Below are 25,555 nucleotides of genomic sequence, written 5' to 3'. Positions count from 1 at the left end.
CGGCACTTGCCCGAAAGCCGGGCATTGGCCCGCGATTTAAGCAACTTATGCAGGTGGCAGCACCAGAATTGCCCGGAAATCATTCACATTGGTCAAAGTTGGGCCGGGCACCACCTGATCCCCCATCTTGGCAAAGAATGTATGGCTGTCATTGCGGCGAAGCGCGTCCGTGGCATCCACCCCTTTGGCTGCGGCGCGCGCCAGAGTATCAGGACCGATGATCGCCCCGGCCACCTCGGCCGCGCCATCCACACCATCCGTGTCGCAGGCAATCGCGTGGATACCCGCCGCCCCATTCAAGGCCAGTGCTAAAGCCAGACTGAACTCGGCATTTGGCCCCCCCACACCATCCCCGTTCCGGGTCACGGTGAACTCTCCTCCTGACAACAGTACAACCGGCTGGTCGCCCGGTTTCAGGGCATCCCGGACCTGCATCGCCAAAGTCGCCTGTTCTGCCGCGGCGTCCCGGGCCTCGCCCTCTAACGCATCGCCAAGAATACGCACGCTACACCCTGCGGCCTCGGCCTGATCTCTTGCAGCGGCCAGCGATTGGGACGGGGCTGCGACAACCACATTTTCGACGCGGCTCAGCCTGACATCCCCTGGCGCTACAGGGTCGCCGCCGGCCTCCAGATAGGCGCGAATACGGTCCGAAGGCGTTACTTTCCAATGCTTCAGGCAATCCAGCGCGCGCTGCGCATCGCCCGCATGGGCCACCGTTGGGCCGCTGGCAATGTCTGACGGATCATCGCCCGGCACATCCGAAATCATCAGCGTCAGCATGCGCGCCGGATAGGCCGTCGCCGCCAGACGCCCGCCCTTTACGGCGGACAGTTCTTTGCGGATTCCGTTGATGTCACCAATCGGCGCCCCCGAGGCCAAAAGGTCCTGCGTCAGCGCTTGCTTTTCGTCCAGCGTAATGTCGGCTGCGGGTTGCACCAACAAAGCTGATCCCCCGCCTGAAATCAGAGCCAGAACAAAGTCATCCTCGCCCAATTCGGACACCAAACGCGAAAGGTGTTTTGTGGCCTTGGCGCCCGCAGCATCGGGCACGGGATGGGCGGCTTCGACGATTTCGATCTGCTGCGTCGGACGGGCGTAACCATATCGCGTGATCACGAAGCCGTCTTGCGGCCCCCAAGCGGCCTCAACCGCTTCGGCCATCCGGGCCGAGGCCTTCCCCGCACCGATCACCACAACACGCCCCGCGGGACGTTCGGGCAAAGCGTCTGGCACACAATTCATCGGGTCCGCGACGTCCACGGCAGTGTCAAATAGGCCGCGCAGGAATACGGAAGGGGCATCAAGTGTCATGGAAAAATCCGGAAAGCTGTTTGGTAAAGCTTAGCCCGGAGTTTCCGGCAGGCTCAACGCAAAAGCAGCGCGTCTTCCAAAGGAAGGTTATCTGCCACCAAATCTTTCAGGTTGATCTTATCAAGTGCCTTGTAAAACTCGGCCAGAGCACCTGACAAAGCACCGCGCAACTTGCAGCAGTCCGCGATCGGGCAGGTGTTCTCTTCGCGGGCAAAGCATTCGGCAAAGGGCACGCCGGATTCCAGGATCCGAAACACTGTGCCCACCGAAATGTCTTCTGGTTCACGTTCCAGGGTGACTCCGCCGTTGCGTCCACGCGTGGTGCGCATCAAGCCATGATGGCTTAGCGCGTTGATCACCTGCGCCATATGGTTTTCCGAGGTGTTGCAGGCCTCGGCGATGTCGGTCTTGCGAACCACACGGCCCGCATTTACGGCGCAATACATCAAAGCGCGCATGGCAATATTGGTGCGTGTGGTCAATCGCATGGGTGATACTTTCCGTCGCAGGCAGATTAAAGTTTCATTCCTGATATAGCATTGACCCGCGCCAGAACTTGATCAAGATCATACACCGCGCGCGGGAAAGTCGTATTTGCGGCTCCTATTTTGTCCAAATTGGCGGGAATCAGGTCCATTTCAGCTGAATCAGCAAAAGACTCTCGACTGACCCGGCTGATTGCTCCCGGACAGAAGCAGGTACGCTGGGCAGGCCGGATCGCAGCGACCAGCAGCCTGCTGTGGTTGGCCCAAGCCGCTTTGGTCGCGTTGGCGATAAACGGGTTGGTGCAGCCCGAAACAGCGACCCTTCCCATCTGGATTGCAGTTATCGGGTTTGTCGTGCTGGGCGGTGCGCGCGCATTTGGCGTCGCATGGTCGGGCCAGTTGGCCTTTGACGGGGCTCAATCGTGTCTGCACACCGAACGCACACGGTTGATCGCCCGGGAAAGCGGCCGCACCGCCGAAGACAGCGCCCGCCAGCCTGCAGCGGCCATCGCCACCTTAGCGGCCGAGAAACTGGCCCATCTTACGCCCTATTTAACCCGCTACGCCCCGGCGCGGGCGCGCGTCATGGTGGTGCCTTTGGTGATCCTTGTTGTCGCGCTGTCCATGTCCTGGGCCGTGGCTTTGGTTCTATTGATTGCCGGTCCATTGATCCCGGTTTTTATGGCGCTGATCGGCATCGCCGCCAAATCCGCAAGTGAGCGCCAAATGGCTGAGCTTTCGGATATGAACGTGCTGCTTCTGGAACGCCTAAGCGCCTTGGTCGACATTCGTTTGCTGGCCGCGCAGGACCGTACAATCGCACAGTTTGAACTGTCGGCCGAAACGTTGCGCCGCCGCACGATGGAAGTTCTGCGGATCGCCTTTTTATCGTCCACGGTCCTGGAACTGTTCGCCGCCATCGGCGTCGCGATGGTAGCGGTGTATGTTGGCTTGTCGCTGTTGGGCGAGGTCAGTTTCGGCAGCTATGGAACGCCGCTCAGCGTGTTTCAGGGCGTGTTCCTGTTGCTACTTGCGCCGGACTATTTTCAGCCGCTGCGTGATTTGGCGGCAGCATGGCACGACAAGGCCGATGCCGAGGCTGTCGCGAAGGAACTTGCCAAGCTTGAAGAAGCTGAACAAACGCATTTCATCGGCACAGGATTGCCCGCGCCCGCTCTGCAATCAGGGCAGTTGTCCACCCATACGCTCAGTCACCAGATCAGTTCCGCACGCAGCATTGTCTTCCCCGACTTCAAGGTCGCGCCGGGGCAGATACTGGCGATCACCGGTCCAAGCGGCGCTGGAAAAACCACTCTGTTGCGGTTGCTGGCCGGGCTAAGCACACCAAGGACCGGCGAGATCAGAATTGATGGCTACCCCCTGACACAGGATAGCGCCGACGCTTGGCGAAAGTCTCTGGGTTGGATGCCACAGACGCCGCATTTCCTGTCGGGCAGTCTGCGGGCCAATTTGACACTGTCGCACCCGGCTTCCCAATCCCAGATTGAGTCTGCGCTTCAGTTGGCCCATGCAACACAGGTGGTGCGCCGTCTGCCCAAGGGGTTGCAAACCCGCTTGGGGGAAAACGGCGCCGGCCTGTCGGGGGGCGAGGCCCGGCGCATCATGTTGGCGCGCGCGGCCTTGGGGCAACCCGCCTATGTACTGGCGGATGAGCCCACCGCAGATCTGGACGATGCGACGGCTCAACACGTGATCAGCGGCCTAGAGCAGCTGCGCCAAACAGGCAGCGGCTTGATCATGGCAACCCATGATCCCGTTTTGATCGACTGGGCCGATCAGGTGGTGCAGATCCCATCCGGAGGCCACTCATGAGCGCGCTCTTGCGGATTTTTGCGCTGATCTGGCGCAGCGAGCGGGCCTCGATGGCACGTGGCAGCCTGATGGCCGTCATCGTTCTGGTGGCAGGCGTCGCCTTGTTGGGGTTATCAGGATGGTTCATTACGGCGGCGGCCGCGGCAGGGCTGGCCGGAATGGGCATCTTGTTCAATATCTTTGCGCCCAGCGCCGGGGTGCGCCTTTTGGCCTTGGGCCGGACGGGCGCCCGTTATGCTGAACGGCTTTGGACCCATGACGCGGTGCTTAAAAGCCTGACGCATCTGCGGGTACGCCTGCTGGGGGCTTTGCTGCGTCTGCCCTACCCGCGTCTTGCGCGGCTGCGCGGCGCCGAAGCGTTGAACCGGCTGGTTGCCGACGTCAACGCCTTGGACGGCATCGCGCTGCGTCTATTCATCCCAGCCATCGCGCTGTTCGTGGTGTTGGCGGTCGGCTTCACCACCTTGTGGATACTGGTCGACGTGGCGGTCGCAGCTTGGGTCATAGGCAGTTTTTCCGTCGGCGCAGGCAGCGCCTATATCTGGGTGATGCAGCGCGCTGACAGGCCATCACGTCTGGCAGAGAAGGCGCAACAAGCGTTTCGGATACGCTTGATTGATACGTTGCGCGCCCGCGATGACCTGCTGGTCTATGGCCGCTTCAGCGATCAGAAAGATGCCATTCACGCCGCCGAAACCCGCATGGTCACGCAACTAAGACAATCCGACCGGATCGAACGGCGCGCCGGGTTCATCCTGTCTTTGTGCGCAACGCTGGCTGCAGCCGGTGCGCTTTGGATCGGGGCGAAGTTGGTGCACCAAAATCTGGTTAGCCCGGCTCAGGCGGCGCTTGGGTTCTTTGCCGCGCTTGCCTTGGCCGAGACCACCGGCGCATTGCAACGCGGCTTGGCCGATTTTGGGCGGATGCGGCATGCGGCGCGTAATGTGACCCGTTTGATGTCTACGCCGGCGCAGGCCATCCCCTCTGCCGCCCAGCCCGACCGCACGCGAACCACGGATGCCCTGCGCCTGAGCAACGTAAGCTACACCCATCCGGGCGCACAACGCGCCGTCATACAGGGGTTTGACCTGACCTTGCAGGCCGGACAGATCATCGCGTTAACCGGCCCCAGCGGGTCCGGTAAAAGCACGATCCTGTCTTTGTCCGCCGGGCTAGAGAACCCTAACGCCGGGCAAATATCCCTGTTTGGTCAAGACATCGCGAAGTTGTCTGAATCGGAGCTGCGCAAGAGCATCGCGTTCTTGCCCCAGCGCAGCGTGCTGCTTGGAGCATCGTTCTTTGAGGCGCTCGCCCTTGCCGACCCCGACGTGACGGAAAACACCGCATGGGAGGTTTTAGCCGCGGTATCCCTTACGCAAACAGTCGCGGAACGCGGCGGTCTGCACGCCCCTTTGCTGGAAAACGGTGCCGGGCTTTCAGGCGGCGAACGTCGGCGCCTTGCCCTAGCGCGCACCCTTCTACGCAAACCAAAACTGCTTCTGCTGGACGAACCGACCGAGGGGCTTGATTCTACCACCGCGCGGGAGGTTTTGGCCGGAATTCGCGCGTTCTTGCCGCACAGCAGCATTCTTGCTGCGTCGCATCGTCACGCCGAACGATCATGGGCCGACCACGAAACCCCTGTTTCTTAAAGAAACATTTCATATTCATATTTGTTTGATCGAAGTCAAAGCGCATTTGTCGCGTTCTCTTTACCGACAGCATTAATATGCATTCAAGATGCGCAATATTAATTCCGGCAACTGGAGATCCGCACAATGGAACTCGGCATCGTAGAGCTGTCACGGCTGCAATTCGCCACGACGGCCATGTACCACTTCTTGTTTGTCCCACTTACCTTGGGGCTTTCGATCATCGTCGCCATCATGGAAACCGTTTACGTGATGACGAACCGCCCCATCTGGCGGCAGATGACAAAATTCTGGGCCACCCTGTTTGGTATTAACTTCGTGCTGGGTGTGGCCACCGGCATCACGATGGAATTTCAGTTCGGCATGAACTGGTCTTACTACTCGCACTATGTGGGGGATGTCTTCGGCGCGCCTTTGGCGATTGAAGGTTTGATGGCCTTCTTTCTTGAAGCCACATTTGTCGGGCTGATGTTCTTTGGCTGGGACAAGATGTCGAAAGTCAGCCACGCGATTGTCACATGGCTTGTCGCCATCGGGTCGAACTTTTCGGCGCTGTGGATTTTGATCGCCAATGGCTGGATGCAAAACCCTGTCGGCGCAGAGTTCAACCCGATCACCATGCGGATGGAAATGACCAGCTTCTTTGACGTGATGTTCAACGAAGTTGCGCAGGCCAAATTCGTGCATACGGTTTCGGCGGGCTATGTCACCGCCTCGATATTCGTGCTCGGTGTGTCCAGCTGGTACATGTTGAAAGGCCGCCACCTTGATCTGGCGCGACGCTCGATTGCGGTCGCCGCCAGCTTTGGCTTGGCTTCGGCTTTTTCCGTCGTGCTGCTGGGCGATGAATCCGGATATGCCGCGACCCACACGCAGAAGATGAAACTGGCCGCGATTGAGGCCATGTGGCACACCGAAGAGGCCCCTGCCGCCTTCACGCTGGTCGGACTTCCCGATCAAGAGGCCCGTGAAACCCACTATGCGGTACATATCCCATTTGCGATGGGGCTTATCGGCACGCGGTCGTTGACCCAGGAAATGCCCGGAATCACCGAACTGGTTGAAGAGGCCGAAGGCCGCGTGCGCAACGGTATTCTGGCCTATGACGCGCTGATGGATATCCGGGCGGCCAAGACCGAAGCCACCCCGGCCATGATCACCAAATTCGAGGAACACTCGGCCGATCTGGGCTTTGCCATGCTGTTGAAACGCTATGTCGAAGATCCACGCGACGCAACCGAGGCACAGATCAAAATGGCGGCGGATGACACGGTTCCGGGTGTGTTCCCGCTGTTCTGGTCGTTCCGCCTGATGGTGGCGCTTGGTTTCACCTTCATCGGGGTGATGATCTATTTCTTCGTGCGCACATCGTTTTACGGCATGCGCTATCCTCGCTGGGCCCTGCGCGGCGCGGTGCTGATTATCCCAACGCCGTGGATCGCTGCTGAACTGGGCTGGTTCGTGGCTGAATTCGGCCGCCAACCCTGGACAGTAGACGGGGTGCTGCCCACGGCCATGTCGGTTTCGAACCTTTCGGTGGGGCAGCTGCTCTTCACGCTGGCGGGCTTTGTTGTGTTCTACAGTGTGCTCTTCGTCATCGAAATGGGGCTGATGCTGAAATACATCCGCAAAGGCCCGGTCCAGGATGTTGCAGAAACTGAAGCCTGGAACGCCAACCGTGACCGGAAACTCAATCGCAACGGGGCTGCGGCCCAACCGGCGGAGTAACAACAATGATCCTGCATGAATTGATCGACTTTGAAATCCTTCGCGTGATCTGGTGGGCGCTTCTGGGCGTGTTGCTGATCGGCTTTGCCGTCACTGATGGCTTTGATCTGGGGATCGGGGCGATGCTGCCCTTCGTCGCCCGTACCGATGTGGAACGCCGCGTGGCGATCAACACCATCGGCCCGATATGGGAGGGCAACCAAGTGTGGTTCATCCTGGGGGGGGGCGCGATTTTTGCGGCATGGCCCCCGCTATATGCCGTCAGCTTTTCGGGGTTCTACTTCGCGATGTTCCTGATCCTTGCGGCGCTGATCCTGCGGCCGGTTGGGTTCAAGTATCGCTCCAAACGCGCCGACAAACGCTGGCGCACGACATGGGACTGGGCGCTGTTTGTCGGCGGCTTTGTTCCTGCATTGGTGTTCGGGGTCGCCGTTGGCAACGTGTTGCAAGGCGTGCCGTTTCGCCTGACCGAAGATCTGATGACGGTTTATGAGGGCGGCTTTTTTGGCCTGCTGAACCCGTTCGCGCTGCTGGCCGGGTTGGTATCGCTGTCAATGCTAATCATGCATGGGGGCGCATGGCTTTCGCTGAAAACCACCGGCCCCGTGCAAGACCGCGCCCGCGCCTATGGGTCCAAGGCGGCGCTCGCGACAATCGCACTGTTTGCCTTGGCCGGTCTGTGGCTTGCCTTTGGCATCGAAGGATATCGCTTCACCCACGCCATCGACACGTCCGGCCCCTCCAACCCACTGTTGAACGGTGTGGCCCGGCAAGGGTCGTGGATGGGGGCCTATGCTGAACGGCCATGGATCGCCATCGCCCCGGCGTTGGGCTTTGCCGGTGCCGCGATGGCCCATGTGCTGATGCGCAAGGGCTATGAGGTGGGCACCCTGCTGGCGTCGAAGCTGTCGATCTTCGGAATCATCTCGACCGTCGGGCTGACGATGTTCCCGTTCATCCTGCCCTCCAGCATCGACCCGACCTCGTCGTTGACCGTCTGGGACAGTTCGTCGTCCCACCTGACCCTGTTCGTGATGCTGGTCTCGGCCGTGATCTTCATGCCGCTGATCCTTGCCTATACCTCGTGGGTCTACAAAATCCTGTGGGGTAAAGTGACCGAGGAAGACATCACCGCCCATGGCGACACCCTGTACTAAGAAGGAGCAAAGAACATGTGGTATTTCGCTTGGATGCTTGGCCTGCCGCTGGCGGCTCTTCTGGCTGTTGTGAACGCAATGTGGCTGGAGCTGAACGAAGACAATCGCGCCTTTGACGAGGCCGACTAAGCACGCATCAATCAGAACCGGGGCCACGTTGCCCCGGTTTTCTTTCGATAAAGACGTATCTTCAATATGCGTTTTTGATTTGAGTCAAAGTCGCGGCACACTTTCGTATGCAATATTTCGAATGTTAAATTCGGAGTGGATGCATGACCAATCTCAAATCTGTCCACACCACCCGCCGTGCCCTGTTGGGCATGGCTGCGGGGGGTGTGGCTTTGGCTGCTGTCGGGGCGCCAGCACAAGCCGCGAAAACCAAGACCTCGGCTAAAATCGTGATCCTTGGGGCTGGTGCGGCGGGCACGGCCTTGGCGAACCGGCTGGTGGACCGTCTGGACGGGGCGCAAATCACCATCGTGGATGGCCGCAAGAAGCACCTCTATCAGCCGGGCCTGTCATTGGTCGCCGCAGGGCTGAAACCCGCCAACTATACCGAGTCTACGACCAAACAGTGGTTGCCCAACAGCATCAACTGGGTCCAAGAGGCCGCCGCAGAAATCGACCCCGAGGCCAACAAAATAACCACCACAGGTGGGACTAAACTGGACTATGACTATCTGATCGTCGCAACCGGCCTGACGCTGGATTACGATTCGATCGAAGGGTTCGACATGAGCCTGATCGGCAAGGATGGTGTTGGCTCGCTTTATGCGGGCCCCGAATACGCCGCCAAAACCTGGGACGCCGCTGGCAAATTCGCCGAAGAAGGCGGTGTGGGCCTGTTCACCCGCCCGGGCACCGAGATGAAATGCGCCGGAGCCCCGATCAAGCATACCTTTCTGATTGACGACATCGCCCGCCGGGGTGGCAATCGTGGCAAGGCGGATATTACTTACTTCGCCAACAACAATTCTTTGTTCGGCGTGCCCATCGTGGCCGAGAAGATCCGCATGGTCTTTGGCGACCGGGGCATCAATCACGAATACGGGCATGTGGTGCAGGCCATTGATCCGGGGGCCAAGAAAGTCACCTTTGCCACCCCGGATGGCGATTACGAGCGTGACTATGACTATGTGCATATCATCCCTCCCCAGCGCGCGCCCGATGTCGTGCGCAACGCGGGCCTGTCCTGGGCCAACAAATGGGAGGATCAGGGTTGGGTTGAATGCCACAAAGAAACCCTGCGCCACCTGCGCTATGACAATATCTTTGCCGTCGGCGACGTGGCCGGTGTGCCCAAAGGCAAGACCGCCGCATCGGTCAAATGGCAGGTACCGGTGGTCGAGGAACACCTGATCGCCGATTTCGAAGGCAAAACCTCAGACGCTGCCTACAATGGCTATACATCCTGCCCGTTGATCACCCAGATCGGCCGCGCGATGCTGATCGAGTTTGACTACAACAACGACCTGACGCCCTCGTTCCCCGGCGTGATCGCCCCGCTGGAAGAACTGTGGATCTCGTGGTTGATGAAAGAGGTCGCCCTGAAGGCCACCTATAACGCCATGCTGCGCGGCAAGGCCTAAGGAAGGAACCTGAAGATGAAAGAACTCACGCTTGAAACACTATTCGCCGTGTTCGAAGAAATCTTTGGCCGGGGTCTATTCTGGGGCATGGTCGCGGCGGCGGTGATCGTAACGCTGGCCTATGTTTATGTGCTGGTGCGCGACCGCTCTATGTCGATGCAGAAGTTCCTGCTGGCGCAGCTGTCGATGCCGTTTGGTGCGGTGCTTGCCGTCTGGTTTGTCATGTTCATGACCAACTCGGCGCTTTCCGACATCGGAGGCCCGGTTGATGTGATCGTGCTGCTGGGCGTTGCCGGGATGGGGGCGGTGGGCATCGCCATCCTTGTTTACACGGCGCAATCCCTGATGCGCGGCAGTTCGGAAACCTGAGTTACGGGCCTGCCTACCGGGGCCGCCCAAACACAAGGCTCAACGCGAACACCGTGGCAGCGCAAGCAACGATCGATGGACCGGCGGGCGTGTCCATCCAATAGGACGCGCCCAAGCCGCCCAGCGCCGCAACCACGCCCATCACCACGGCCAATACCGCCATCAGCTCGGGACCACGCGCCCATTGGCGCGCCGTGGCGGCCGGGATGATCAGCATTGCGACGATCAACAGGGCACCGACCACCTTGATCGACACCGCAACCACGATTGCCAGCGCAAGCGTCAGGATCAGCTGCTCTCGTTTCGGGTTGATGCCTGACGCCTGCGCCAGTTCAGCGTTCAGCGTCGCGGTCAGCAATGCGGACCACCGCCAAACGATCAGCCCCAAGAGCAAACCTGCGCCCCCCCAAATCAGGGCAAGGTCGATGCGGGTCACTGCCAAAATATCGCCAAACAAATAGGCCGTCAGGTCCACCCGGACTGAGGGCAAAAACGACACGCCGACCAAGCCAAAGGCAAGGGCTGAATGGGCGAGCACCCCCAAAGAAGTATCCGCCGCCAACCCACGATTGGTCAGAAGATGAACGGCAAAGGCCATCACCACCGCAGCAAACAAGGTGCCAACCATGATATGCGTTGAAAAGGCCAGAGCCAGAGCGACACCCAATATCGCCGCGTGGCTGGTGGCGTCGCCAAAATAAGCCATACGCCGCCACACGACAAAGCACCCCAATGGCCCGGCTGCCAAAGCCACACCAATGCCCGCCAGCACCGCGCGGATCAGAAAGTCGTCAAGCATGGTCGTGGTCGCATTCGTCGTGGTTGTGATCATGGCTGTGCTGATACAGCGCCATTGCGCCGCCCGTTCCGTGGCCAAAGAGGGCGCGGTATTCGGGCGCATTCGAAACAATCTGCGGCTTGCCCTGACAGCACACATGCCCGTTCAGGCAAATCACCCGGTCGGAATCGCTCATCACCACATGCAGGTCATGGCTGACCATCAACACCGCGCAACCGGTTTCTTCCCTGACGTCTGCGATCAGTTTGTAAAATGCTGCTGTGCCGGGTTGATCCAACCCTTGCGTGGGCTCATCCATGATCAGGATTTGCGGTTTCCCCAACAGGGCACGCGCCAAAAGCACGCGCTGAAACTGCCCGCCAGACAGCGTATCCAACTGTTGGTTCAGCACATCTGATACCCCGACATGTGTCAGCATCAGTTCAATCTGCTTGCGGCTGTGACGATGCGGCAGGCACAGGAATCGTTGCACCGTGATCGGCATCCGCCCGTCCAAAGCCAACCGTTGCGGCATATAGCCAATGCCCAAGCCGCGTTGATGCTGAACCTTGCCCGCGGTGGGCGGCAGCTCTTTCAACAGCGCCTTCAGCAATGTCGACTTCCCCGAGCCATTGGGCCCGACGATGGTCACGATCTCACCAAGGTCTATGTTGAAGTTGACGCCATGCAACGCCGTACGGCCACCATAATTGACCCCCAGATCGGTAGCCGTGATCAGGCTCATACCGCCTCCGCGCATTTGGCACACAGGCCCGAGGCTTCGACGTTGAACCGCTCGATCTGAAAGCCATCCAGATGCGCCGCCTCTTGGATGGCTTCGGCAACGACGGTGCCTTTGGCCTCGGCAACCCGGTCACATCCGGTGCAAATCAGAAAAACGGGGCGGTGGGGTTGTCCGGGGCTCATGCAGGCAGCAAATGCATTCAGACGGCGAATACGATGCGCGAGCCCATGCTCTACCAAAAACTCTAATGCGCGATAGGCAACCGGGGGCTGCTTGGCGAACCCGTCTTCGGACAGGCGCTCCAATACGTCATATGCGCCCAGCGCTTTATGGCTTTCCAACAGAATCTCGAGCGTGCGCCGGCGCACCGGGGTCAGGCGAAGACCGCCCTCTTCGGCCATCTTTTCGGCGCGCGCAAGAACGTCACCACTGCACTCCGAGTGATCATGATCGGCAAAAGCCAGTGATTTTTCTGCTGTCACGATTTTAGCCCTTGACTTGTTACGTTATAACATAACACCTACTGACGCATACACAAGACCTTCCTGCGGAGAGACCCATGCGACTTCCTATTTGCCTCACAACGGCCCTGCTTGCCACGCCTGTTTTGGCTGATGCTCCAAAAATCGTGACAGATATCCCGGCCGTGCACTCTTTGACGGCGATGGTCATGGGCGATCTGGGGAATCCAACACTGCTGTTGGATAAGGGCGCGGACCCGCACCATTTCCAGCTTCGCCCGTCGCAGGCACGCGCCTTGTCAAACGCCGATCTCGTGATTTGGATGGGGCCCGAAATGACCCCGTGGCTGGAGCGTGCGCTGAAAGGGGCCGAGACAGCACAGCTTGCACTGCTTGACCTGCCGCAGACCATGACCCTTGAATTTGGTGAGGGGCACGAGGACCACGACGAGCACGGCGATGAAGAACATGATGAGCATGACGAGCACGATCACGAAGAGCATGCGGACCACGACGATCATGACGATCATGATCACGAGGAGCATGCCGGTCACGATGACCATGACGAGCACGAAGAGCATGCAGATCATCATGATCATGATCACGAGGGCCTTGACCCGCATGCATGGCTTTCCCCGAAAAATGCTCTGATCTGGATCGAAGAGATCGAACACAACCTTTCGGAAGCTGATCCCGAGCACGCTGCGACCTATGCCGCGAATGCCGCGGCCGCGCACGAGGCGGTGACCACAGCCAAAGCTCAAGCCGAAGCAGCACTGGAAGTTGCCCATGACGTGCCGTTGATGGTGTTCCACGATGCCTATGGCTATTTTGCGGCTGCCTTTGACCTGACCATCGTCGAGTCGATCAGCGCAGGCGACGCGGCCAAACCCGGCGCGGGTCATCTGGCCGAGCTGCGCGAAGAGCTGGAACACGACAAAGTCGCCTGCATCTTCCCCGAAGCACAGCACGATCCGGCCTATGTCACTACGTTGACCGATGGGCTGGACACCAAGATTGGTGCCATCCTTGATCCGTCGGGCAGCTCGTTGGAGCCAGGCGCGGATCTGTATCCGACCCTTCTGACAACGCTGGCATCAAACATTGCCGATTGCGTCAGCACTGCGAAATAAGGCAGGTTGCGGCCAAACCCGATGGGAGAGGCCGCAATGACCCTTGATCACTCAGATTGGATCGCCCTGTTTGGCGCGGGCGCGCAATTGTCCATGTGGCATATGCGGGGCGATCAACTGGTCTCGAAAGAGCACGCTGCTGAGTTGCCGTCTGACACGCCCGTCATCGGATGCGGCATTGGCAAGACCGAGCCGCGCGCGGTGCCTTGTGCCCCCCTGCCTGATCGCCTGTCGCCTCAGATAATTGAGGGGCGAAAGATGCATCTGGTTGCCCCGCTGCGCAATGCATCCCCCCTGCACCTGACCAAAGGGGCCGAGCTTGAAATCGCCGGATTTGTTGCATTGAACCCGGACTTTGATGGCGTGCTGTGCATTCCGGGGCCAAGCACCATATGGGCCCATATCAGCGCACAGGAGGTTGTCAGTTTTCAAAGTTTCGCCACCCCAAAGCTCGCCGCAGCGCTTAAGGCAACCGATGTTGAAACGCTGGATGAAACGACCCTGTCAGATGTCATGACCCGACCTGAACGGCTGGCCGGACGGCTTGATTCGGCGCAGGTGTCAGGCGATGCGGCGATGATGGCCTCGGCGCTGATTGGTGCCGAGCTGGCGGCGACGCGCCCTTACTGGCTGGGCCAACAGGTGGCGTTGATCACAGGAGGCGCGCTGACATCGCTCTATGAGGCAGCAATCAGCGCTCAGGGCATGCCCCCGTTGCGAAAAGACGGCGCCGAAATGCAGATCGCGGGCCTGTGCGAAGCCCGCAAACGCCTGACCGTTTAACTGCCGCGATAGGTGGAATACCCATAGGGCGAGAGCAAAAGCGGCACATGATAGTGCAGGCTTTCGTCGCAGACCCCAAAGCGGATCGGGATCTGGCCAAGAAACAGCACCTCGTCTTCGACCTGCCCCGAGTTTCGCAGATAGTCTTCGACCTGAAAGATCAGCTCATAGTCTCCGGCCTTCATTTCGCCTGCGGGCAGAAGGGGCATATCCGTGCGACCATCGTCATTTGTCACGGCCTCAGCGATCTTGCGGTGACTGTTGCCCGACACCCGATAAAGCAAAATCGTGATGCCTTGGGCGGGCACGCCGCATGCGGTGTCCAGAACGTGAGTGGTCAGATAGCCTTCGGCCATTCGCTTTTTCCTTTGTCACGCGCGCCCCGCGTATGGGGCGCGCTTTGGGTCACATCTTCAGAATTCCACCACCGCGCGGATGGATTTGCCTTCATGCATCAGCTCAAACCCTTCGTTGATCTGATCCAGTGACAGCTTGTGGGTGATCATGGGATCAATCTCAATCTTGCCGTCCATATACCAATCGACGATCTTGGGCACATCAGAGCGCCCCTTGGCGCCCCCAAAGGCAGTCCCACGCCACACGCGCCCGGTGACCAGCTGGAAAGGCCGGGTCGAGATTTCAGCCCCCGCAGGCGCCACCCCGATGATGATGCTTTCGCCCCACCCCTTGTGGGCGCATTCAAGCGCGGTGCGCATCACGTTCACATTGCCCGTGGCATCAAACGTGTAATCAGCGCCACCTTTGGTCAGATCGACCAGATGGGCGACCACGTCACCATCCACCTTCGAAGGGTTCACAAAGTCGGTCAGCCCGAACTGGCGGGCCATATCCTCTTTGCTGTCGTTCAGGTCAACGCCAACAATCTGATCCGCACCCGCCATACGCAGGCCCTGAATGACATTCAGACCAATGCCTCCCAGCCCGAACACCACACAGCGAGAGCCAATCTCGACCTTGGCGGTGTTGATCACCGCACCTATGCCCGTGGTGACGCCGCAGCCGATATAGCAAACCTTGTCAAAGGGGGCGTCCTTGCGAATCTTGGCCAGCGCGATCTCAGGCACCACCGTATGATTGGCAAAGGTCGAACAGCCCATGTAATGGTGAATCGGCGTGCCATCCAGCATCGAAAACCGGGTCGAGCCATCGGGCAGCAGCCCCTGCCCCTGTGTGGACCGAATCGACTGGCACAGGTTGGTCTTGGGGTTCAGGCAGTATTCGCATTCGCGACATTCCGGCGTGTACAGCGGGATGACGTGATCCCCAACCTCAAGGCTGGTGACACCTTCACCGACCTCAATCACCACGCCTGCGCCTTCGTGGCCCAGAATCGCGGGAAATATACCTTCAGGGTCATCACCCGAGCGGGTAAATTCATCGGTGTGACACAGGCCGGTCGCTTTGATCTCTATCAGCACCTCTCCGGCCTTGGGGCCCTCAAGGTTCACGTCCATCACTTCCAGGGGTAGGCCCGGGCCCATGGCCACAGCTGCACGTGTTCTCATCCTATTCCTCCCAGCCGCCAAACAGCGCGGCAATGTAAAACTACTGGAATGCTAGCGCCTAAACTGGCTGCGGCACAATCAATTCTGGTGGCCGCCTGCTTCAATAAAATCCATACCCTGCGCGATGTCATTGGCGATGGCATCGACAAATGCGTCTTCGTCACCTTGATCCAAAGCTGTCATCGCCGCCCGATGATAGTCATGCGCAATGTTGGTTGCGCCATACATCGTACAGACTTCACGCATGCTGGGCGCATAAAGCATCCACAAGGTTTCAACCAAATTCAGCATCACCGAAGCTTCGGCCCGCTTATAGATGTAAAAGTGGAAATCGAAGTTCCCCTGCGCATAGGCCCGGATATCGTTGTCTTCAATCGCCTGGTCCAATGCATGATCAATGCTGCGCAGCGCCGCCCGTTCTGTGGCCGAGAAACGGGGAAAGGCGCGCCGGGCCAGCTCGCACTCCAAACTGGTACGTGCAAAGCGGATGTCGCTCAGGCGTTGGGCATCTGGCACCGGGACTGCGATGGTGCGGCTATCAGTAAACGCCAGCACACCTTCGGCAACCAGCGCCCGCAGGGCATCGCGCGCGGGGATAACAGACACGTCGTGTTCCTCGGCCAATTTGCGGATCGAGATTTTCTGCCCCGGGGCATACCCCCCGGAAAACAATGATACCCGCAGCGTATGCTGCAGGTCATCTGCGATCGTGTTGGGTCGGAATGAAGTTGATGTCGTGTCTGCTGGCAAATGCTTTCCCCTGTCCGTGGTAAACTCTTAGGCAATTTGAGACGTTTGTGCTTGTAAGCGCAAGGATCACGAGGTTCTTCTTGAGAAGTTTCGAAACGCAGTGTAGCGTTTCAGTGTTATAACACATCAACCCTCGCCTGACGAGGGGCCCGACAGGAGTATGAAGCCATGCGCAAATCCCGCCTTCCCATTTCCCGCCGAAACCTGCTGCAAGGCGCAGCAGCAGTTGGCCTGACCCTGAACCTGCCCAAAGGCGCGCGCGCCGAAGGTGGTCAGGTGAACTTCTACAACTGGGACACCTATATCGGTGAAACCACACTGGATGATTTCACCGGTGCAACCGGCATTGATGTGCAATACGACCTGTTCGCCGACAATGACGAACTGTTCGCCAAAATGCGCAACGGCAATCCGGGCTATGATCTGATCGTGCCAACAAATGACTATGTTGAACGTATGATCCAGGCTGACATGCTGGTGCCGCTGGATCACTCGAAAATCCCGAACATGAAGAATCTGGATCCCGGCTTTGCAAACCCGGCGCACGACCCGGGTCGCAAATACACCATGCCGTATATGTGGGGCACCATCGGCATCGGCTATCGCAAGTCTGCCGTCTCCAAAACGCCTGACAGCTGGGCTGACCTGCTGACCTCGGATGAATACGCCGGCCGCATCGCCACCCTCAGCGAAGCCCAGACCGTCATGCAGATGGCGATGAAGCTGATGGGCAAGTCGCTCAACGATTGGACCGATGAAAACATCGCCGCGGCTGAGGCCATGATTATCGCGCAAAAGTCGCGCATCACCGCCTTTGCACCAGACAATGGTCAGGACCTGCTGCTGGCGGGTGAGGTCGATCTGGCCATGGAATGGAACGGCGACATCCTGCAAGCCATGGATGAGGATGACGACATCGGCTACGTCGTGCCCAAAGAAGGCGGCCTGTTGTGGGAAGATGACCTGTGCATCCCAGCCGGCGGCCCCAATCCCGAAGGTGCGCATGCACTGATCAACTACATTCTGGGTGCCGAGGCCGGTGCGGCCATCGCCGATTTCATCTACTACGCCACCCCCAACACAGCCGCGCGCGCGCTGCTGGGGCCCGAGTATAATGAGAACCCGGCAATCTTCCCCTCGGGCGAGGCCATGGCCAACTCCGAAGTGTCGATCTTCCCCGGTCAGGACGTCATCGCCAAAATCGATGCCGCCTGGACCCGCGTGAAAGCGGCGGGCTGATAAGCCAGCCGGGCGCGGGGCGGGGGTCGATCCCCCGCCCCGCGCCTCCCTCCTTTTCCCAACCCCATTGATGCCCCATGGAAAGCTTCCGCAAGAACATCCGCGTCTTCTTCGCCTTCTTCGGCCCCACCGCCGGATGGCTGATGCTGTTCTTCTTTGTGCCGCTGGCAATCATCTGGGTTTACAGCTTTGGCGAAAACGTCTCCCTCACGGAAATCAAGACCACCTGGACGCTCGAAAACTACAAACGCCTGTTTGAATCCGAGATTCTGGTGCTCTTCTGGCGCTCGCTGCTGCTGTCGGTGACCTCCACCGCGATCTGCCTGCTGATCGGCTATCCGCTTGCGCTGGTCATCGCCACCGCTTCACGCGGGGCAAAACCTTGGCTTTTGCTGATCATCATTCTGCCCTTCTGGACCAACCTTCTGATCCGCACCTATGCGCTGCTGAACATTCTGGGCACCCGCGGGCGCCTGAATGATCTGCTCGAATGGTTCTGGAATCTCGGCGATGGCGCGTTGGATCTGATTGGGCTGGGCGCGCTGAACCTGCTGGGCGAAAGCTTCGTCCCGATCAAGTTCCTTGGAACGCCATTGGGTGTGGTGATCGGCTTGGTCTATGTGCACCTGCCCTTTACCGTTTTGCCGATCTACTCCGCGCTGGAACGCCTTGATCGCAACTATCTTGAGGCCAGCCTTGATCTGGGCGCCAGCCAATGGCGCACCTTCCGCTCGATCCTATTGCCACTCACCATGGTCGGTGTCGCCACCGCCGCGATCATCACCTTCATCCCAATGCTTGGGTCGTTCCTGACGCCCGACATGCTGGGGCGCGGGCAGGTCGACATGATCGCCAATGTGATCTCGCGCCAGTTCAAATCGGCCAATGACTGGCCCTTTGGCGCGGCGCTGTCGCTGTTCCTGCTCTACATCACCTTCATCCTTCTGGCTCTGCAGGCCATTTACGAGATGCGCAAAGGGGGGCAACGCGATGGTTAAACAGCGCCGCAACCCGTTCGACTATGCCGGTAAGCCCTCGATGCGGCTGATCTTCCTGCTGGGCACGATCTTCCTTTATGCCCCGATCATTGTGATGATCATCTTCTCGTTCAACAACTCGCGTCGCGGCGGGAATGTGATCTGGAAGGGCTTCACCACCAAGTATTACGAAAAGGCCTTCAACAACGACAGTCTGGTTGAAGCCTTCGTGAACTCCTTGACCATCGCTGTGGTGTCGACGGTTTTCGCCGTTATCCTGGGGGCGATGACCGCTGTCGTGCTGTGGCGTTTCCGCTTTCCGCTAAAACCCGTGTTTAGTGGCATGGTGGCCCTGCCCATCGTGATCCCGGAAATCTGTATGGGTGTCAGCCTTGCGGTGTTCTTTTCCGCCATAGGCTTCCAGATGCCACAGGGCACGCCCTATCCCTTCAACCTGACCAACATCATCATCGCGCATATCACCTTTTCCTTCCCCTTCGCGGCCATGGTGATCCGAACGCGCCTGTCCAGCTTCAACCGCGAGATGGAAGAGGCCGCCAAAGACCTCGGCGCATCCGAATTCCAAGTGTTCCGCGACATCCTGCTGCCGCATATGCGCCCCGGCCTGATCGCGGGCGCGTTGCTGGCCTTCACGCTGTCCTTGGATGATTTCGTCATCACCTTCTTCACCTCAGGCCCCAATACCGTGACCTTCCCGGTCAAGGTTTACTCGATGGTGCGGTTTTCCGTGACGCCCGAGATCAACGCCGCCTCGACCATCCTGATCCTTGTCACGCTGGTCGTGACCGCCCTTGCCATGCGCTTCCAGAACATCGGAGACACCGAGAAATGAGCGACGCCCCGATCATCTCCATCCACGACGTGTCCAAGTATTTCGGTAATTTCACCGCGCTGGAAGGCATCAATATCGACATCATGCCGGGCGAGATTTTCGCGCTGCTTGGCCCCTCGGGCTGCGGCAAATCCACGTTGCTGCGGATCATCGCCGGGCTGGAAACCGCATCCTCGGGCGTGGTGCAGATCGGCGGCGAGGATATGACCGACATCCCCGCCAACAAGCGCCCGGTGAACATGGTGTTCCAAAGCTATGCGGTGTTCCCGCATATGACTGTGGCCGAAAACGTCGCCTACGGCCTAAAGCTTGAGAAACTGCCCAAATCCGAGATTGGCCCGAAGGTGCAAGAGGCCTTGGAACAGGTCCATCTGGCCCCTTTCGCCAACCGCAAACCCGACCAGCTGTCAGGGGGGCAACGCCAGCGGGTGGCGCTGGCCCGTGCGTTGGTGAAACGCCCGCGCGTGCTGTTGCTGGATGAACCGCTGTCGGCGCTGGACGCCAAGCTGCGCGACGCCATGCGCCTTGAGCTGGTTAAGCTGCAAGAAACCGTCGGCGTGTCCTTCGTGATGGTCACCCACGACCAGTCCGAGGCTTTGGCCATGGCCGACCGCGTCGCTGTGCTTGACGCCGGACGCCTGCGCCAGTTGGGCACCCCGGCCGAGCTGTACAAAGCCCCGGTGGATCGTTTCGTCGCGGATTTCATCGGCTCGATCAACATGTTCGACGTGACCGGCGTAGAGGACGGCGCGCTGCTGAGCGATGTATTGCCTCCCGTTGCCCTGCCCCCGGCCCAAGGCGAAAAACAAACCCTTGCTGTGCGCCCCGAACGGGTGCGCGTTGGCCCTGACGCGCCTGAAGGTGCCATTGCGGTGAACGGCCGGCTGGGTGATGTGGCCTTTCAGGGCATGAACTCGATCGTCGAAGTCCGGGTCGAGGGCCACCCGTCAATCACCGCTCTGGTCACCGAGGCCGATGCCGACCAGCTGATGAAAACCGCGTTCGGATCAGACATCTGCGCCTGGTGGCGCCCCGAAGACATGCTGGTGCTGCCCGACAGCGCGCTTTGAACATGCGGGCCCCGCGCCCGCCAATACGATCAATAAGTGAGGTTTCCCATGACCATTCTGCATAACTTGCCCACGCAGGATCTTCAGGCGCTTGATGCGGCCCATCACATGCACCCGTTCACCGACGGGGCGGAACTTGCGGCCAAAGGCGCGCGGGTGATCACCCGCGCCAAGGGCGTCATGCTGCAAGACAGTGAAGGCGTGGATATTCTGGATGGCATGGCCGGGCTGTGGTGCGTCAACATCGGCTATGGGCGCGAAGAACTGGCCAATGCCGCCCACGCCCAGATGCAGCAGCTGCCTTACTACAACACGTTCTTTCAGACATCGCACCCGCCGGTGATTGCCCTGTCGCAGAAGCTGGCAGAGCTGGCGCCCGGCGATCTGAATCATGTGTTCTATGCCTCAGGCGGGTCAGAAGCCAATGACACCAACCTGCGTCTGGTGCGCCACTACTGGGCCACCAAAGGCAAGCCTGACAAGAAGGTGATCATCGCCCGCAAGAACGGCTATCACGGTTCAACCGTTGGCGCGGCGTCGCTTGGTGGCATGTCGGGGATGCACGCGCAGGGCGGCCTGCCGATCCCGGATATCGTCCATATCGACCAGCCTTATTGGTGGGGCGAAGGCGGCGACATGTCGCCCGAGGAGTTCGGCCTGGCCCGTGCCCGCCAGCTGGAAGCAATGATCCATGAAGTTGGCCCCGATAACGTCGCCGCCTTCATCGCCGAGCCGGTGCAAGGCGCCGGTGGCGTGATCGTCGCGCCCGATACCTATTGGCCTGAAATCCAGCGCATCTGCGACGACTATGACATCCTGCTGATCGCAGATGAGGTCATCACCGGATTTGGCCGCACGGGTAACTGGTTTGGCAGTCAGACCTATGACATTCGCCCTGATATCATTACCACCGCCAAAGGCCTGTCATCGGGCTATATGCCCATCGGCGCGTCGATCCTGTCGGACGAGGTCGCGCAGGTGATAGACCACGGCGGCGACTTCAACCACGGCTATACCTATTCAGGTCATCCGGTGGCCTGCGCTGTGGCTTTGGAAAACCTGCGCATCCTGCAGGAAGAACAGATCATCGAGAAGGCCGCCGCCGACACAATACCCTACCTGACCGAGAAATGGGCGCAGTTGGCCGATCATCCGCTGGTCGGCGAAACCGTCAACAAAGGGCTGATGGCCGGGCTGGCGCTGACGCCCGACAAAGCCGCGCGGGCCAAGTTTGCATCTGACCCGGGCACCGTGGGCTTTCGGTGTCGCGAACGGTGCTTTGCCAATGGTCTGATCATGCGCCACGTGGGCGACCGGATGATCATCGCCCCGCCTCTGATCATCTCGCGCGATGAAATCGACACGCTGTTCGAACGCGCGGTTCAATCGCTGGACGAGACCCTCTCGGGCCTTAAAACAGACGGTATGATGGTGGCGGCCTAAGCCAGTCGGGGAAATGTCTAAATTCGCGAATTTCCCCATTGACGCCCCCGCGTCGTTCGCTTAATCAGCCGCTCACCGTGGCGGAGTAGCTCAGGTGGTTAGAGCAGCGGAATCATAATCCGCGTGTCGGGGGTTCAAGTCCCTCCTCCGCTACCAATTTTCCCAGAACATCATATATCGCAGCCGCGAAACGCTGGTTCGTGGCCGCTTAAAGCGTCGCGCAGACGGTGCGAATGATGTCTTTGAATGCGCCCTCAGATGCCGTCTGCTTTTGTTCGATCCGGCTCAACATCCCCACGGGCCGCAGAATGGTCGGGTTGTCGATGGGTTTGAAAACCACGCCGCGATCCGGGTACGAGGCCAGCGCAGAACGCGGCAACAGGGCCAGGCCCATTCCCTCGGACACAAAGTCCAAGGCAGTTGTCGAACGACGGATTTCATAGGCCCACAAAAGCGGCAAGCCCGCCCGCGCCATTGCCTCGTCTATCAAAAGCCTGTTGCCGGTGCCCCGCGCAGGCACAATCAGATCTTCATTGGCGATGTCGGTCCAGTTCAAACGGCGTTGCGCGACCAGCGGATGGTCCTTTGGCAGAACCAGCACAATCTGGTCGTTGAACAGGGATTCAAACCGGGTGTTTGGCTCCAGTTCCGGGATCGAACAAATGCCGAAATCCGCCTCGGCCCTCGCAACCGACTCTGCGACAGCGTTGGCGGATTGGTCGAAAAATCGAAACCGCGCGCCGTGGCCTTGGCTGCGGAACCTACGGATTGCTTCCGGAATTATCAGCTTTGCCACGGTTGGAATAACCGCCACCGTCACCACCGCATTGCGTTGGTAGGCATAAGCGACGCTTTCATCGCGCATGGCCGATGCGGTTTCCCGCGCATCGTCCAGTATCGCCTCGGCCCGTGACTGTAACCGCTTGGCGGCAAGCGTGGGTTTGACCGCACGCGTGGTGCGTTCAAACAGCACCGAATCCAAGGCCGTCTCTAACTTTTGCACCCGACGTGTGACCGCAGATTGCGAAAGGTTCAGCCGCTCGGCGGCAAGATGAAATGACCCGGTTTCCTTGACTGCAAGGAAGGCTTCAAGATCGGCGAAGTCATAATTGATGCGCATTACGCATTAATTGCGAAAAATCCAACATTGGTCAATTTATTATCCCGTTGGTATCCCGGTTTCAAAGGAAGCCAGAACATGACCAGCCCATATGACATTGCAATAATCGGTGGTGGAAACGCTGCACTTTGCGCCGCTATGACGGCCGCTGAGGCTGGCGCCAAAGTGTTGATTCTGGAAACCGCGCCCAAGGCCTATCGGGGCGGTAATTCGCGCCACACCCGCAACTTTCGCTGCATGCATTCAGGGCCGCTTGGCCCGTTGGTCGAAAGTTACAGCGAAGAGGAATACTTCGCCGATCTGATGAAGGTGACCGCAGGCAAAACCGACGAACATCTGGCGCGTCTGGCCATTCGCACCTCGGAGGAGTGTTTGCCATGGATGCAAGAACATGGCGTTCGGTTTCAGCCATCGCTGTCGGGCACACTGTCGCTGGCGCGCACCAACGCCTTCTTCATGGGGGGCGGAAAATCCCTGGTGAACGCCTATTATCGCACCGCTGAAAAGCTGGGTGTGGACGTGCTTTATGAAGCCGCCGTGACCCATCTGCAGCTAGACAGCGATCGTATCGCATGGGTCGACTATACCCACGCGGGCCAAAGCCACCGCATCAGCCCCAAGGCCGTTGTTGTCGCCTCGGGCGGGTTTCAGGCCGACACCGATTGGCTGACCCGTGCCTGGGGGGAACCTGCCAAGAACTTCCTGATCCGTGGCACACCTTACAACCGCGGTGTGGTCCTTGCTGATCTGCTGGAGCAGGGCGTGCAATCCGTGGGCGACCCCACCCAGTGCCACGCCGTCGCCATTGACGGGCGCGCGCCGAAGTATGATGGCGGCATCGTCACCCGTCTGGACTGTGTGCCATTTTCCATCGTCGTCAATAAAAACGCAGAACGCTTCTATGACGAGGGCGAAGACACATGGCCCAAACGCTATGCGATCTGGGGGCGGTTGGTCGCCGCACAGCCTGATCAGGTGGGGTATGTGGTCATCGACGCCAAGTCGCTAAACCTGTTCATGCCCTCGGTCTTTCCGCCGCTTAAGGCCGACACGATCGAGGAACTGGCCGTCATGATGGGCCTACCTGCCGATAAGCTGCGCGCAACCGTAGAGGACTTCAATGCCGCCTGTGGGGATACCTCCAACTTCCACCCGACCGAGCTGGACGGCGTGACCACCACCGGGATCACGCCCGCAAAAACCAACTGGGCCCGCCCGATCACCGAGCCGCCGTTCTATGGCTATTCGCTGCGGACCGGGGTGACCTTCACCTATCTGGGGCTCAAGGTCGATGACACCGCGCAGTGTTCAACCAAGGATGGCCCGATCAAGAACCTTTGGGCCGCGGGTGAGACAATGGCAGGCTCAATTCTGGGCCAAGGCTATCTGGCCGGATACGGCATGACCATCGGAACCGTCTTTGGACGCATCGCAGGACGAGAGGCCGCTGCCTATGCAAACTGATCTGCTTCAAGAAGCCCGGCGACAGGCCGAGATTTGCAACGCCTGCCGCTATTGCGAAGGCTACTGTTCAGTCTTTCCCGCCCTGCACCGCGAACGCGCCTTTGCGGATGGCGATCTGACCCAGCTGGCCAACCTGTGCCACAACTGCCGGGGCTGCTATTACGCCTGCCAATACACCGCCCCGCACGAGTTTGACCTGAACCTGCCCAAAGCCTTGGCCGAGGTCCGTCGTGACAGCTGGGAAAGCTTTGCCTGGCCCGGCCCTTTTGCCCGATTGTTCCAGACCCACGGGTTGCGTATCGCCGTGGTCACCGTTCTTGGCTTCGCCCTGCTGTTCTGGGCGATCCGCGCGATAGGGTCCGCCGGGGGCGATGGCTTTTATGCCGCGCTGTCCCACAATGCGATGGTGGCGATCTTTGCCCCGGCTTTCCTGTTCCCGCTGTTCAGCCTTGCGCTTAGCTTGCGCGCCTATTGGAAGTCGGTTGGCGGCCAGCCCCTGCGCCTGTCGCATATCACCGGCGCTTTTGGTGCCGTTGCCAAGATGAAAGACCTTGCCGCAGGGCATGGTGATGGCTGCAATTTTGAAGACGAAGACCGCTTTTCCCACGCTCGGCGTCATGTGCATCAGGCTGTGATGTATGGGTTCCTGTTGTGCTTTGCGTCGACCTCGGCGGGCACGGTCATGCACTATGTATTCGACATGCACGCGCCTTACGGGCTTTTCTCTCTGCCCAAGCTGCTGGGTGTACCGGGGGGTATTTTGCTGACGGTTGGCACCACGGGCATGGCAATGCTGAAACTCAAGGCCGACCGCAATCTGGCAGATGCCAAAGCATGGGGCGGCGAGATGGCCTTTATCGCGCTGCTTGGTTTCGTCGGCCTCAGTGGGTTGATGCTCTATGCCCTTGGCAGCACGGCCCTTATGCCCGTCCTGCTGGCGTTGCATTTGGGGGCGGTACTTAGTTTCTTCCTGCTGACGCCATACTCGAAGATGGCACACGGGTTCTATCGCCTGACGGCGCTGATCAGGGAGGAGCAAAACAAAAGCCCCACCCCCAATCCCAAACCCGCAGCTGCCGCTTGAGC

The 25,555-nt window shown here is 59.4% G+C and carries 25 protein-coding genes and 1 tRNA gene; 17 read left to right on the top strand and 9 right to left on the bottom strand.

Annotation, left to right across the window (positions count from 1 at the left end; translation table 11 throughout):
- Positions 1-45 precede the first annotated feature (45 nt).
- Both ATO10_RS04460 and ATO10_RS04455 read right to left on the bottom strand, forming a co-directional pair.
- The gene (locus tag ATO10_RS04460) at positions 46-1,314 is read right to left on the bottom strand and encodes a glycerate kinase type-2 family protein (RefSeq protein WP_035248659.1); all 1,269 of its coding nucleotides are present in this window, start codon (positions 1,312-1,314) and stop codon (positions 46-48) included.
- Between the two features lie 53 nt (positions 1,315-1,367).
- Positions 1,368-1,802, bottom strand: a complete 435-nt coding sequence (locus ATO10_RS04455) for an RrF2 family transcriptional regulator (protein WP_035248655.1) — start codon at positions 1,800-1,802, stop codon at positions 1,368-1,370.
- A gap of 120 nt (positions 1,803-1,922) precedes the next feature.
- Here ATO10_RS04455 and cydD point away from each other — a divergent pair, with 120 nt between their 5' ends.
- From cydD to ATO10_RS04425, 7 genes are all read left to right on the top strand, one after another.
- Positions 1,923-3,632, top strand: coding sequence for a thiol reductant ABC exporter subunit CydD (gene cydD, locus ATO10_RS04450; RefSeq protein ID WP_238323388.1), 1,710 nt, complete (start codon positions 1,923-1,925; stop codon positions 3,630-3,632).
- Positions 3,629-5,284, top strand: a complete 1,656-nt coding sequence (cydC, locus tag ATO10_RS04445) for a thiol reductant ABC exporter subunit CydC (RefSeq protein WP_035248653.1) — start codon at positions 3,629-3,631, stop codon at positions 5,282-5,284. Before cydD ends, cydC begins: the two co-directional genes overlap by 4 nt.
- Before the next feature lie 126 nt (positions 5,285-5,410).
- Positions 5,411-7,012: a cytochrome ubiquinol oxidase subunit I gene (locus tag ATO10_RS04440; protein ID WP_035248650.1), complete on the top strand. Its 1,602-nt coding sequence runs from the start codon at positions 5,411-5,413 to the stop codon at positions 7,010-7,012.
- 5 nt (positions 7,013-7,017) lie between these two features.
- The gene (gene cydB / locus ATO10_RS04435; RefSeq protein WP_035248645.1) at positions 7,018-8,169 is read left to right on the top strand and encodes a cytochrome d ubiquinol oxidase subunit II; all 1,152 of its coding nucleotides are present in this window, start codon (positions 7,018-7,020) and stop codon (positions 8,167-8,169) included.
- Between the two features lie 15 nt (positions 8,170-8,184).
- Positions 8,185-8,298 (top strand): cytochrome bd-I oxidase subunit CydX, encoded by a 114-nt coding sequence (gene cydX, locus ATO10_RS15895; RefSeq protein ID WP_051597946.1) that lies wholly within the window; start codon positions 8,185-8,187, stop codon positions 8,296-8,298.
- A 143-nt stretch (positions 8,299-8,441) separates the two neighbouring features.
- Entirely contained in the window at positions 8,442-9,758 is a 1,317-nt protein-coding gene (locus ATO10_RS04430) for an NAD(P)/FAD-dependent oxidoreductase (protein WP_035248641.1), read from the top strand.
- A gap of 15 nt (positions 9,759-9,773) precedes the next feature.
- On the top strand, positions 9,774-10,127 hold the full coding sequence (locus tag ATO10_RS04425; protein WP_035248638.1) for a DUF5368 domain-containing protein: 354 nt from the start codon (positions 9,774-9,776) through the stop codon (positions 10,125-10,127).
- A 13-nt stretch (positions 10,128-10,140) separates the two neighbouring features.
- Here ATO10_RS04425 and ATO10_RS04420 read toward each other — a convergent pair whose 3' ends face one another.
- From ATO10_RS04420 to ATO10_RS04410, 3 genes are read right to left on the bottom strand one after another with little or no spacing between them, the layout of a single operon-like run.
- Positions 10,141-10,926 (bottom strand): metal ABC transporter permease, encoded by a 786-nt coding sequence (locus ATO10_RS04420; protein WP_081806426.1) that lies wholly within the window; start codon positions 10,924-10,926, stop codon positions 10,141-10,143.
- A complete protein-coding gene (locus ATO10_RS04415) occupies positions 10,919-11,650 on the bottom strand; it encodes a metal ABC transporter ATP-binding protein (RefSeq protein WP_035248632.1) in 732 nt (243 codons plus the stop codon). Before ATO10_RS04415 ends, ATO10_RS04420 begins: the two co-directional genes overlap by 8 nt.
- On the bottom strand, positions 11,647-12,132 hold the full coding sequence (locus tag ATO10_RS04410; RefSeq protein WP_035248629.1) for a Fur family transcriptional regulator: 486 nt from the start codon (positions 12,130-12,132) through the stop codon (positions 11,647-11,649). The genes ATO10_RS04415 and ATO10_RS04410 overlap by 4 nt, the downstream gene beginning before the upstream one ends.
- A 77-nt stretch (positions 12,133-12,209) precedes the next feature.
- Here ATO10_RS04410 and ATO10_RS04405 point away from each other — a divergent pair, with 77 nt between their 5' ends.
- Together ATO10_RS04405 and ATO10_RS04400 are read left to right on the top strand one after the other, a co-directional pair.
- Positions 12,210-13,244, top strand: a complete 1,035-nt coding sequence (locus ATO10_RS04405; protein WP_035248626.1) for a zinc ABC transporter substrate-binding protein — start codon at positions 12,210-12,212, stop codon at positions 13,242-13,244.
- A gap of 36 nt (positions 13,245-13,280) precedes the next feature.
- Complete coding sequence (locus tag ATO10_RS04400; RefSeq protein WP_051597945.1) at positions 13,281-14,027, top strand: 2-dehydro-3-deoxygalactonokinase; 747 nt, start codon at positions 13,281-13,283, stop codon at positions 14,025-14,027.
- On the opposite strand, the gene uraH is transcribed toward ATO10_RS04400, so the two are convergent.
- From uraH to ATO10_RS04385, 3 genes are all read right to left on the bottom strand, one after another.
- A complete protein-coding gene (uraH, locus tag ATO10_RS04395) occupies positions 14,024-14,383 on the bottom strand; it encodes a hydroxyisourate hydrolase (protein ID WP_035248623.1) in 360 nt (119 codons plus the stop codon). The two genes, ATO10_RS04400 and uraH, sit on opposite strands and share 4 nt — an antisense overlap.
- Positions 14,384-14,440: 57 nt before the next feature.
- The gene (locus ATO10_RS04390; RefSeq protein WP_035248622.1) at positions 14,441-15,553 is read right to left on the bottom strand and encodes an S-(hydroxymethyl)glutathione dehydrogenase/class III alcohol dehydrogenase; all 1,113 of its coding nucleotides are present in this window, start codon (positions 15,551-15,553) and stop codon (positions 14,441-14,443) included.
- A 78-nt stretch (positions 15,554-15,631) separates the two neighbouring features.
- Positions 15,632-16,303: a GntR family transcriptional regulator gene (locus tag ATO10_RS04385; RefSeq protein WP_051597944.1), complete on the bottom strand. Its 672-nt coding sequence runs from the start codon at positions 16,301-16,303 to the stop codon at positions 15,632-15,634.
- Positions 16,304-16,471: 168 nt separating this feature from the next.
- On the opposite strand from ATO10_RS04385, the gene ATO10_RS04380 reads away from it, so the two are divergent.
- The 6 genes from ATO10_RS04380 to ATO10_RS04355 all read left to right on the top strand — a co-directional run bounded on the left by ATO10_RS04380 (position 16,472) and on the right by ATO10_RS04355 (position 22,041).
- Complete coding sequence (locus ATO10_RS04380; protein ID WP_035248620.1) at positions 16,472-17,542, top strand: ABC transporter substrate-binding protein; 1,071 nt, start codon at positions 16,472-16,474, stop codon at positions 17,540-17,542.
- Between the two features lie 77 nt (positions 17,543-17,619).
- Positions 17,620-18,540 carry an ABC transporter permease gene (locus tag ATO10_RS04375; RefSeq protein ID WP_035248619.1) on the top strand — a complete coding sequence of 307 codons (921 nt, stop codon included), beginning with the start codon at positions 17,620-17,622 and terminating at the stop codon, positions 18,538-18,540.
- Positions 18,533-19,372 carry an ABC transporter permease gene (locus tag ATO10_RS04370; protein ID WP_035248617.1) on the top strand — a complete coding sequence of 280 codons (840 nt, stop codon included), beginning with the start codon at positions 18,533-18,535 and terminating at the stop codon, positions 19,370-19,372. The genes ATO10_RS04375 and ATO10_RS04370 overlap by 8 nt, the downstream gene beginning before the upstream one ends.
- The gene (locus ATO10_RS04365; protein WP_035248616.1) at positions 19,369-20,442 is read left to right on the top strand and encodes an ABC transporter ATP-binding protein; all 1,074 of its coding nucleotides are present in this window, start codon (positions 19,369-19,371) and stop codon (positions 20,440-20,442) included. Before ATO10_RS04370 ends, ATO10_RS04365 begins: the two co-directional genes overlap by 4 nt.
- A 48-nt stretch (positions 20,443-20,490) precedes the next feature.
- Positions 20,491-21,885, top strand: a complete 1,395-nt coding sequence (locus ATO10_RS04360; RefSeq protein WP_035248614.1) for an aspartate aminotransferase family protein — start codon at positions 20,491-20,493, stop codon at positions 21,883-21,885.
- Between the two features lie 79 nt (positions 21,886-21,964).
- Positions 21,965-22,041 (top strand) — tRNA-Met (locus ATO10_RS04355).
- 52 nt (positions 22,042-22,093) lie between these two features.
- On the opposite strand, the gene ATO10_RS04350 is transcribed toward ATO10_RS04355, so the two are convergent.
- Positions 22,094-23,005 (bottom strand): LysR family transcriptional regulator, encoded by a 912-nt coding sequence (locus tag ATO10_RS04350; RefSeq protein WP_051597943.1) that lies wholly within the window; start codon positions 23,003-23,005, stop codon positions 22,094-22,096.
- A gap of 78 nt (positions 23,006-23,083) precedes the next feature.
- Between ATO10_RS04350 and tcuA the strand changes: the two genes are divergently transcribed.
- On the top strand, positions 23,084-24,469 hold the full coding sequence (gene tcuA / locus ATO10_RS04345; RefSeq protein ID WP_035248613.1) for an FAD-dependent tricarballylate dehydrogenase TcuA: 1,386 nt from the start codon (positions 23,084-23,086) through the stop codon (positions 24,467-24,469).
- Positions 24,459-25,553, top strand: coding sequence for a tricarballylate utilization 4Fe-4S protein TcuB (gene tcuB / locus ATO10_RS04340; RefSeq protein ID WP_051597942.1), 1,095 nt, complete (start codon positions 24,459-24,461; stop codon positions 25,551-25,553). Before tcuA ends, tcuB begins: the two co-directional genes overlap by 11 nt.
- The last annotated feature ends 2 nt before the right edge of the window (positions 25,554-25,555 follow it).

The organism is Actibacterium atlanticum (genome assembly GCF_000671395.1).
Lineage (GTDB): Bacteria > Pseudomonadota > Alphaproteobacteria > Rhodobacterales > Rhodobacteraceae > Actibacterium_D > Actibacterium_D atlanticum.
Note: the sequence above shows the minus strand (reverse complement) of the source record. Positions and strands in the feature narration are given on the sequence as shown.

Excerpts from the sequence above, each read along its gene's own strand:
- ATO10_RS04365 (WP_035248616.1), top strand. The coding sequence starts at position 19,369 with ATGAGCGACGCCCCGATCATCTCCATCCACGACGTGTCCAAGTATTTC.
- ATO10_RS04380 (WP_035248620.1), top strand. The coding sequence starts at position 16,472 with ATGCGCAAATCCCGCCTTCCCATTTCCCGCCGAAACCTGCTGCAAGGC.
- tcuA (WP_035248613.1), top strand. The coding sequence starts at position 23,084 with ATGACCAGCCCATATGACATTGCAATAATCGGTGGTGGAAACGCTGCA.
- tcuB (WP_051597942.1), top strand. The coding sequence starts at position 24,459 with ATGCAAACTGATCTGCTTCAAGAAGCCCGGCGACAGGCCGAGATTTGC.
- ATO10_RS04440 (WP_035248650.1), top strand. The coding sequence starts at position 5,411 with ATGGAACTCGGCATCGTAGAGCTGTCACGGCTGCAATTCGCCACGACG.
- ATO10_RS04350 (WP_051597943.1), bottom strand. The coding sequence starts at position 23,005 with ATGCGCATCAATTATGACTTCGCCGATCTTGAAGCCTTCCTTGCAGTC.
- ATO10_RS04430 (WP_035248641.1), top strand. The coding sequence starts at position 8,442 with ATGACCAATCTCAAATCTGTCCACACCACCCGCCGTGCCCTGTTGGGC.
- ATO10_RS04370 (WP_035248617.1), top strand. The coding sequence starts at position 18,533 with ATGGTTAAACAGCGCCGCAACCCGTTCGACTATGCCGGTAAGCCCTCG.
- cydC (WP_035248653.1), top strand. The coding sequence starts at position 3,629 with ATGAGCGCGCTCTTGCGGATTTTTGCGCTGATCTGGCGCAGCGAGCGG.
- ATO10_RS04405 (WP_035248626.1), top strand. The coding sequence starts at position 12,210 with ATGCGACTTCCTATTTGCCTCACAACGGCCCTGCTTGCCACGCCTGTT.
- ATO10_RS04375 (WP_035248619.1), top strand. The coding sequence starts at position 17,620 with ATGGAAAGCTTCCGCAAGAACATCCGCGTCTTCTTCGCCTTCTTCGGC.
- uraH (WP_035248623.1), bottom strand. The coding sequence starts at position 14,383 with ATGGCCGAAGGCTATCTGACCACTCACGTTCTGGACACCGCATGCGGC.
- ATO10_RS04390 (WP_035248622.1), bottom strand. The coding sequence starts at position 15,553 with ATGAGAACACGTGCAGCTGTGGCCATGGGCCCGGGCCTACCCCTGGAA.
- ATO10_RS04455 (WP_035248655.1), bottom strand. The coding sequence starts at position 1,802 with ATGCGATTGACCACACGCACCAATATTGCCATGCGCGCTTTGATGTAT.
- cydB (WP_035248645.1), top strand. The coding sequence starts at position 7,018 with ATGATCCTGCATGAATTGATCGACTTTGAAATCCTTCGCGTGATCTGG.
- ATO10_RS04415 (WP_035248632.1), bottom strand. The coding sequence starts at position 11,650 with ATGAGCCTGATCACGGCTACCGATCTGGGGGTCAATTATGGTGGCCGT.
- cydX (WP_051597946.1), top strand. The coding sequence starts at position 8,185 with ATGTGGTATTTCGCTTGGATGCTTGGCCTGCCGCTGGCGGCTCTTCTG.
- ATO10_RS04400 (WP_051597945.1), top strand. The coding sequence starts at position 13,281 with ATGACCCTTGATCACTCAGATTGGATCGCCCTGTTTGGCGCGGGCGCG.
- ATO10_RS04425 (WP_035248638.1), top strand. The coding sequence starts at position 9,774 with ATGAAAGAACTCACGCTTGAAACACTATTCGCCGTGTTCGAAGAAATC.
- ATO10_RS04360 (WP_035248614.1), top strand. The coding sequence starts at position 20,491 with ATGACCATTCTGCATAACTTGCCCACGCAGGATCTTCAGGCGCTTGAT.
- ATO10_RS04460 (WP_035248659.1), bottom strand. The coding sequence starts at position 1,314 with ATGACACTTGATGCCCCTTCCGTATTCCTGCGCGGCCTATTTGACACT.
- ATO10_RS04420 (WP_081806426.1), bottom strand. The coding sequence starts at position 10,926 with ATGCTTGACGACTTTCTGATCCGCGCGGTGCTGGCGGGCATTGGTGTG.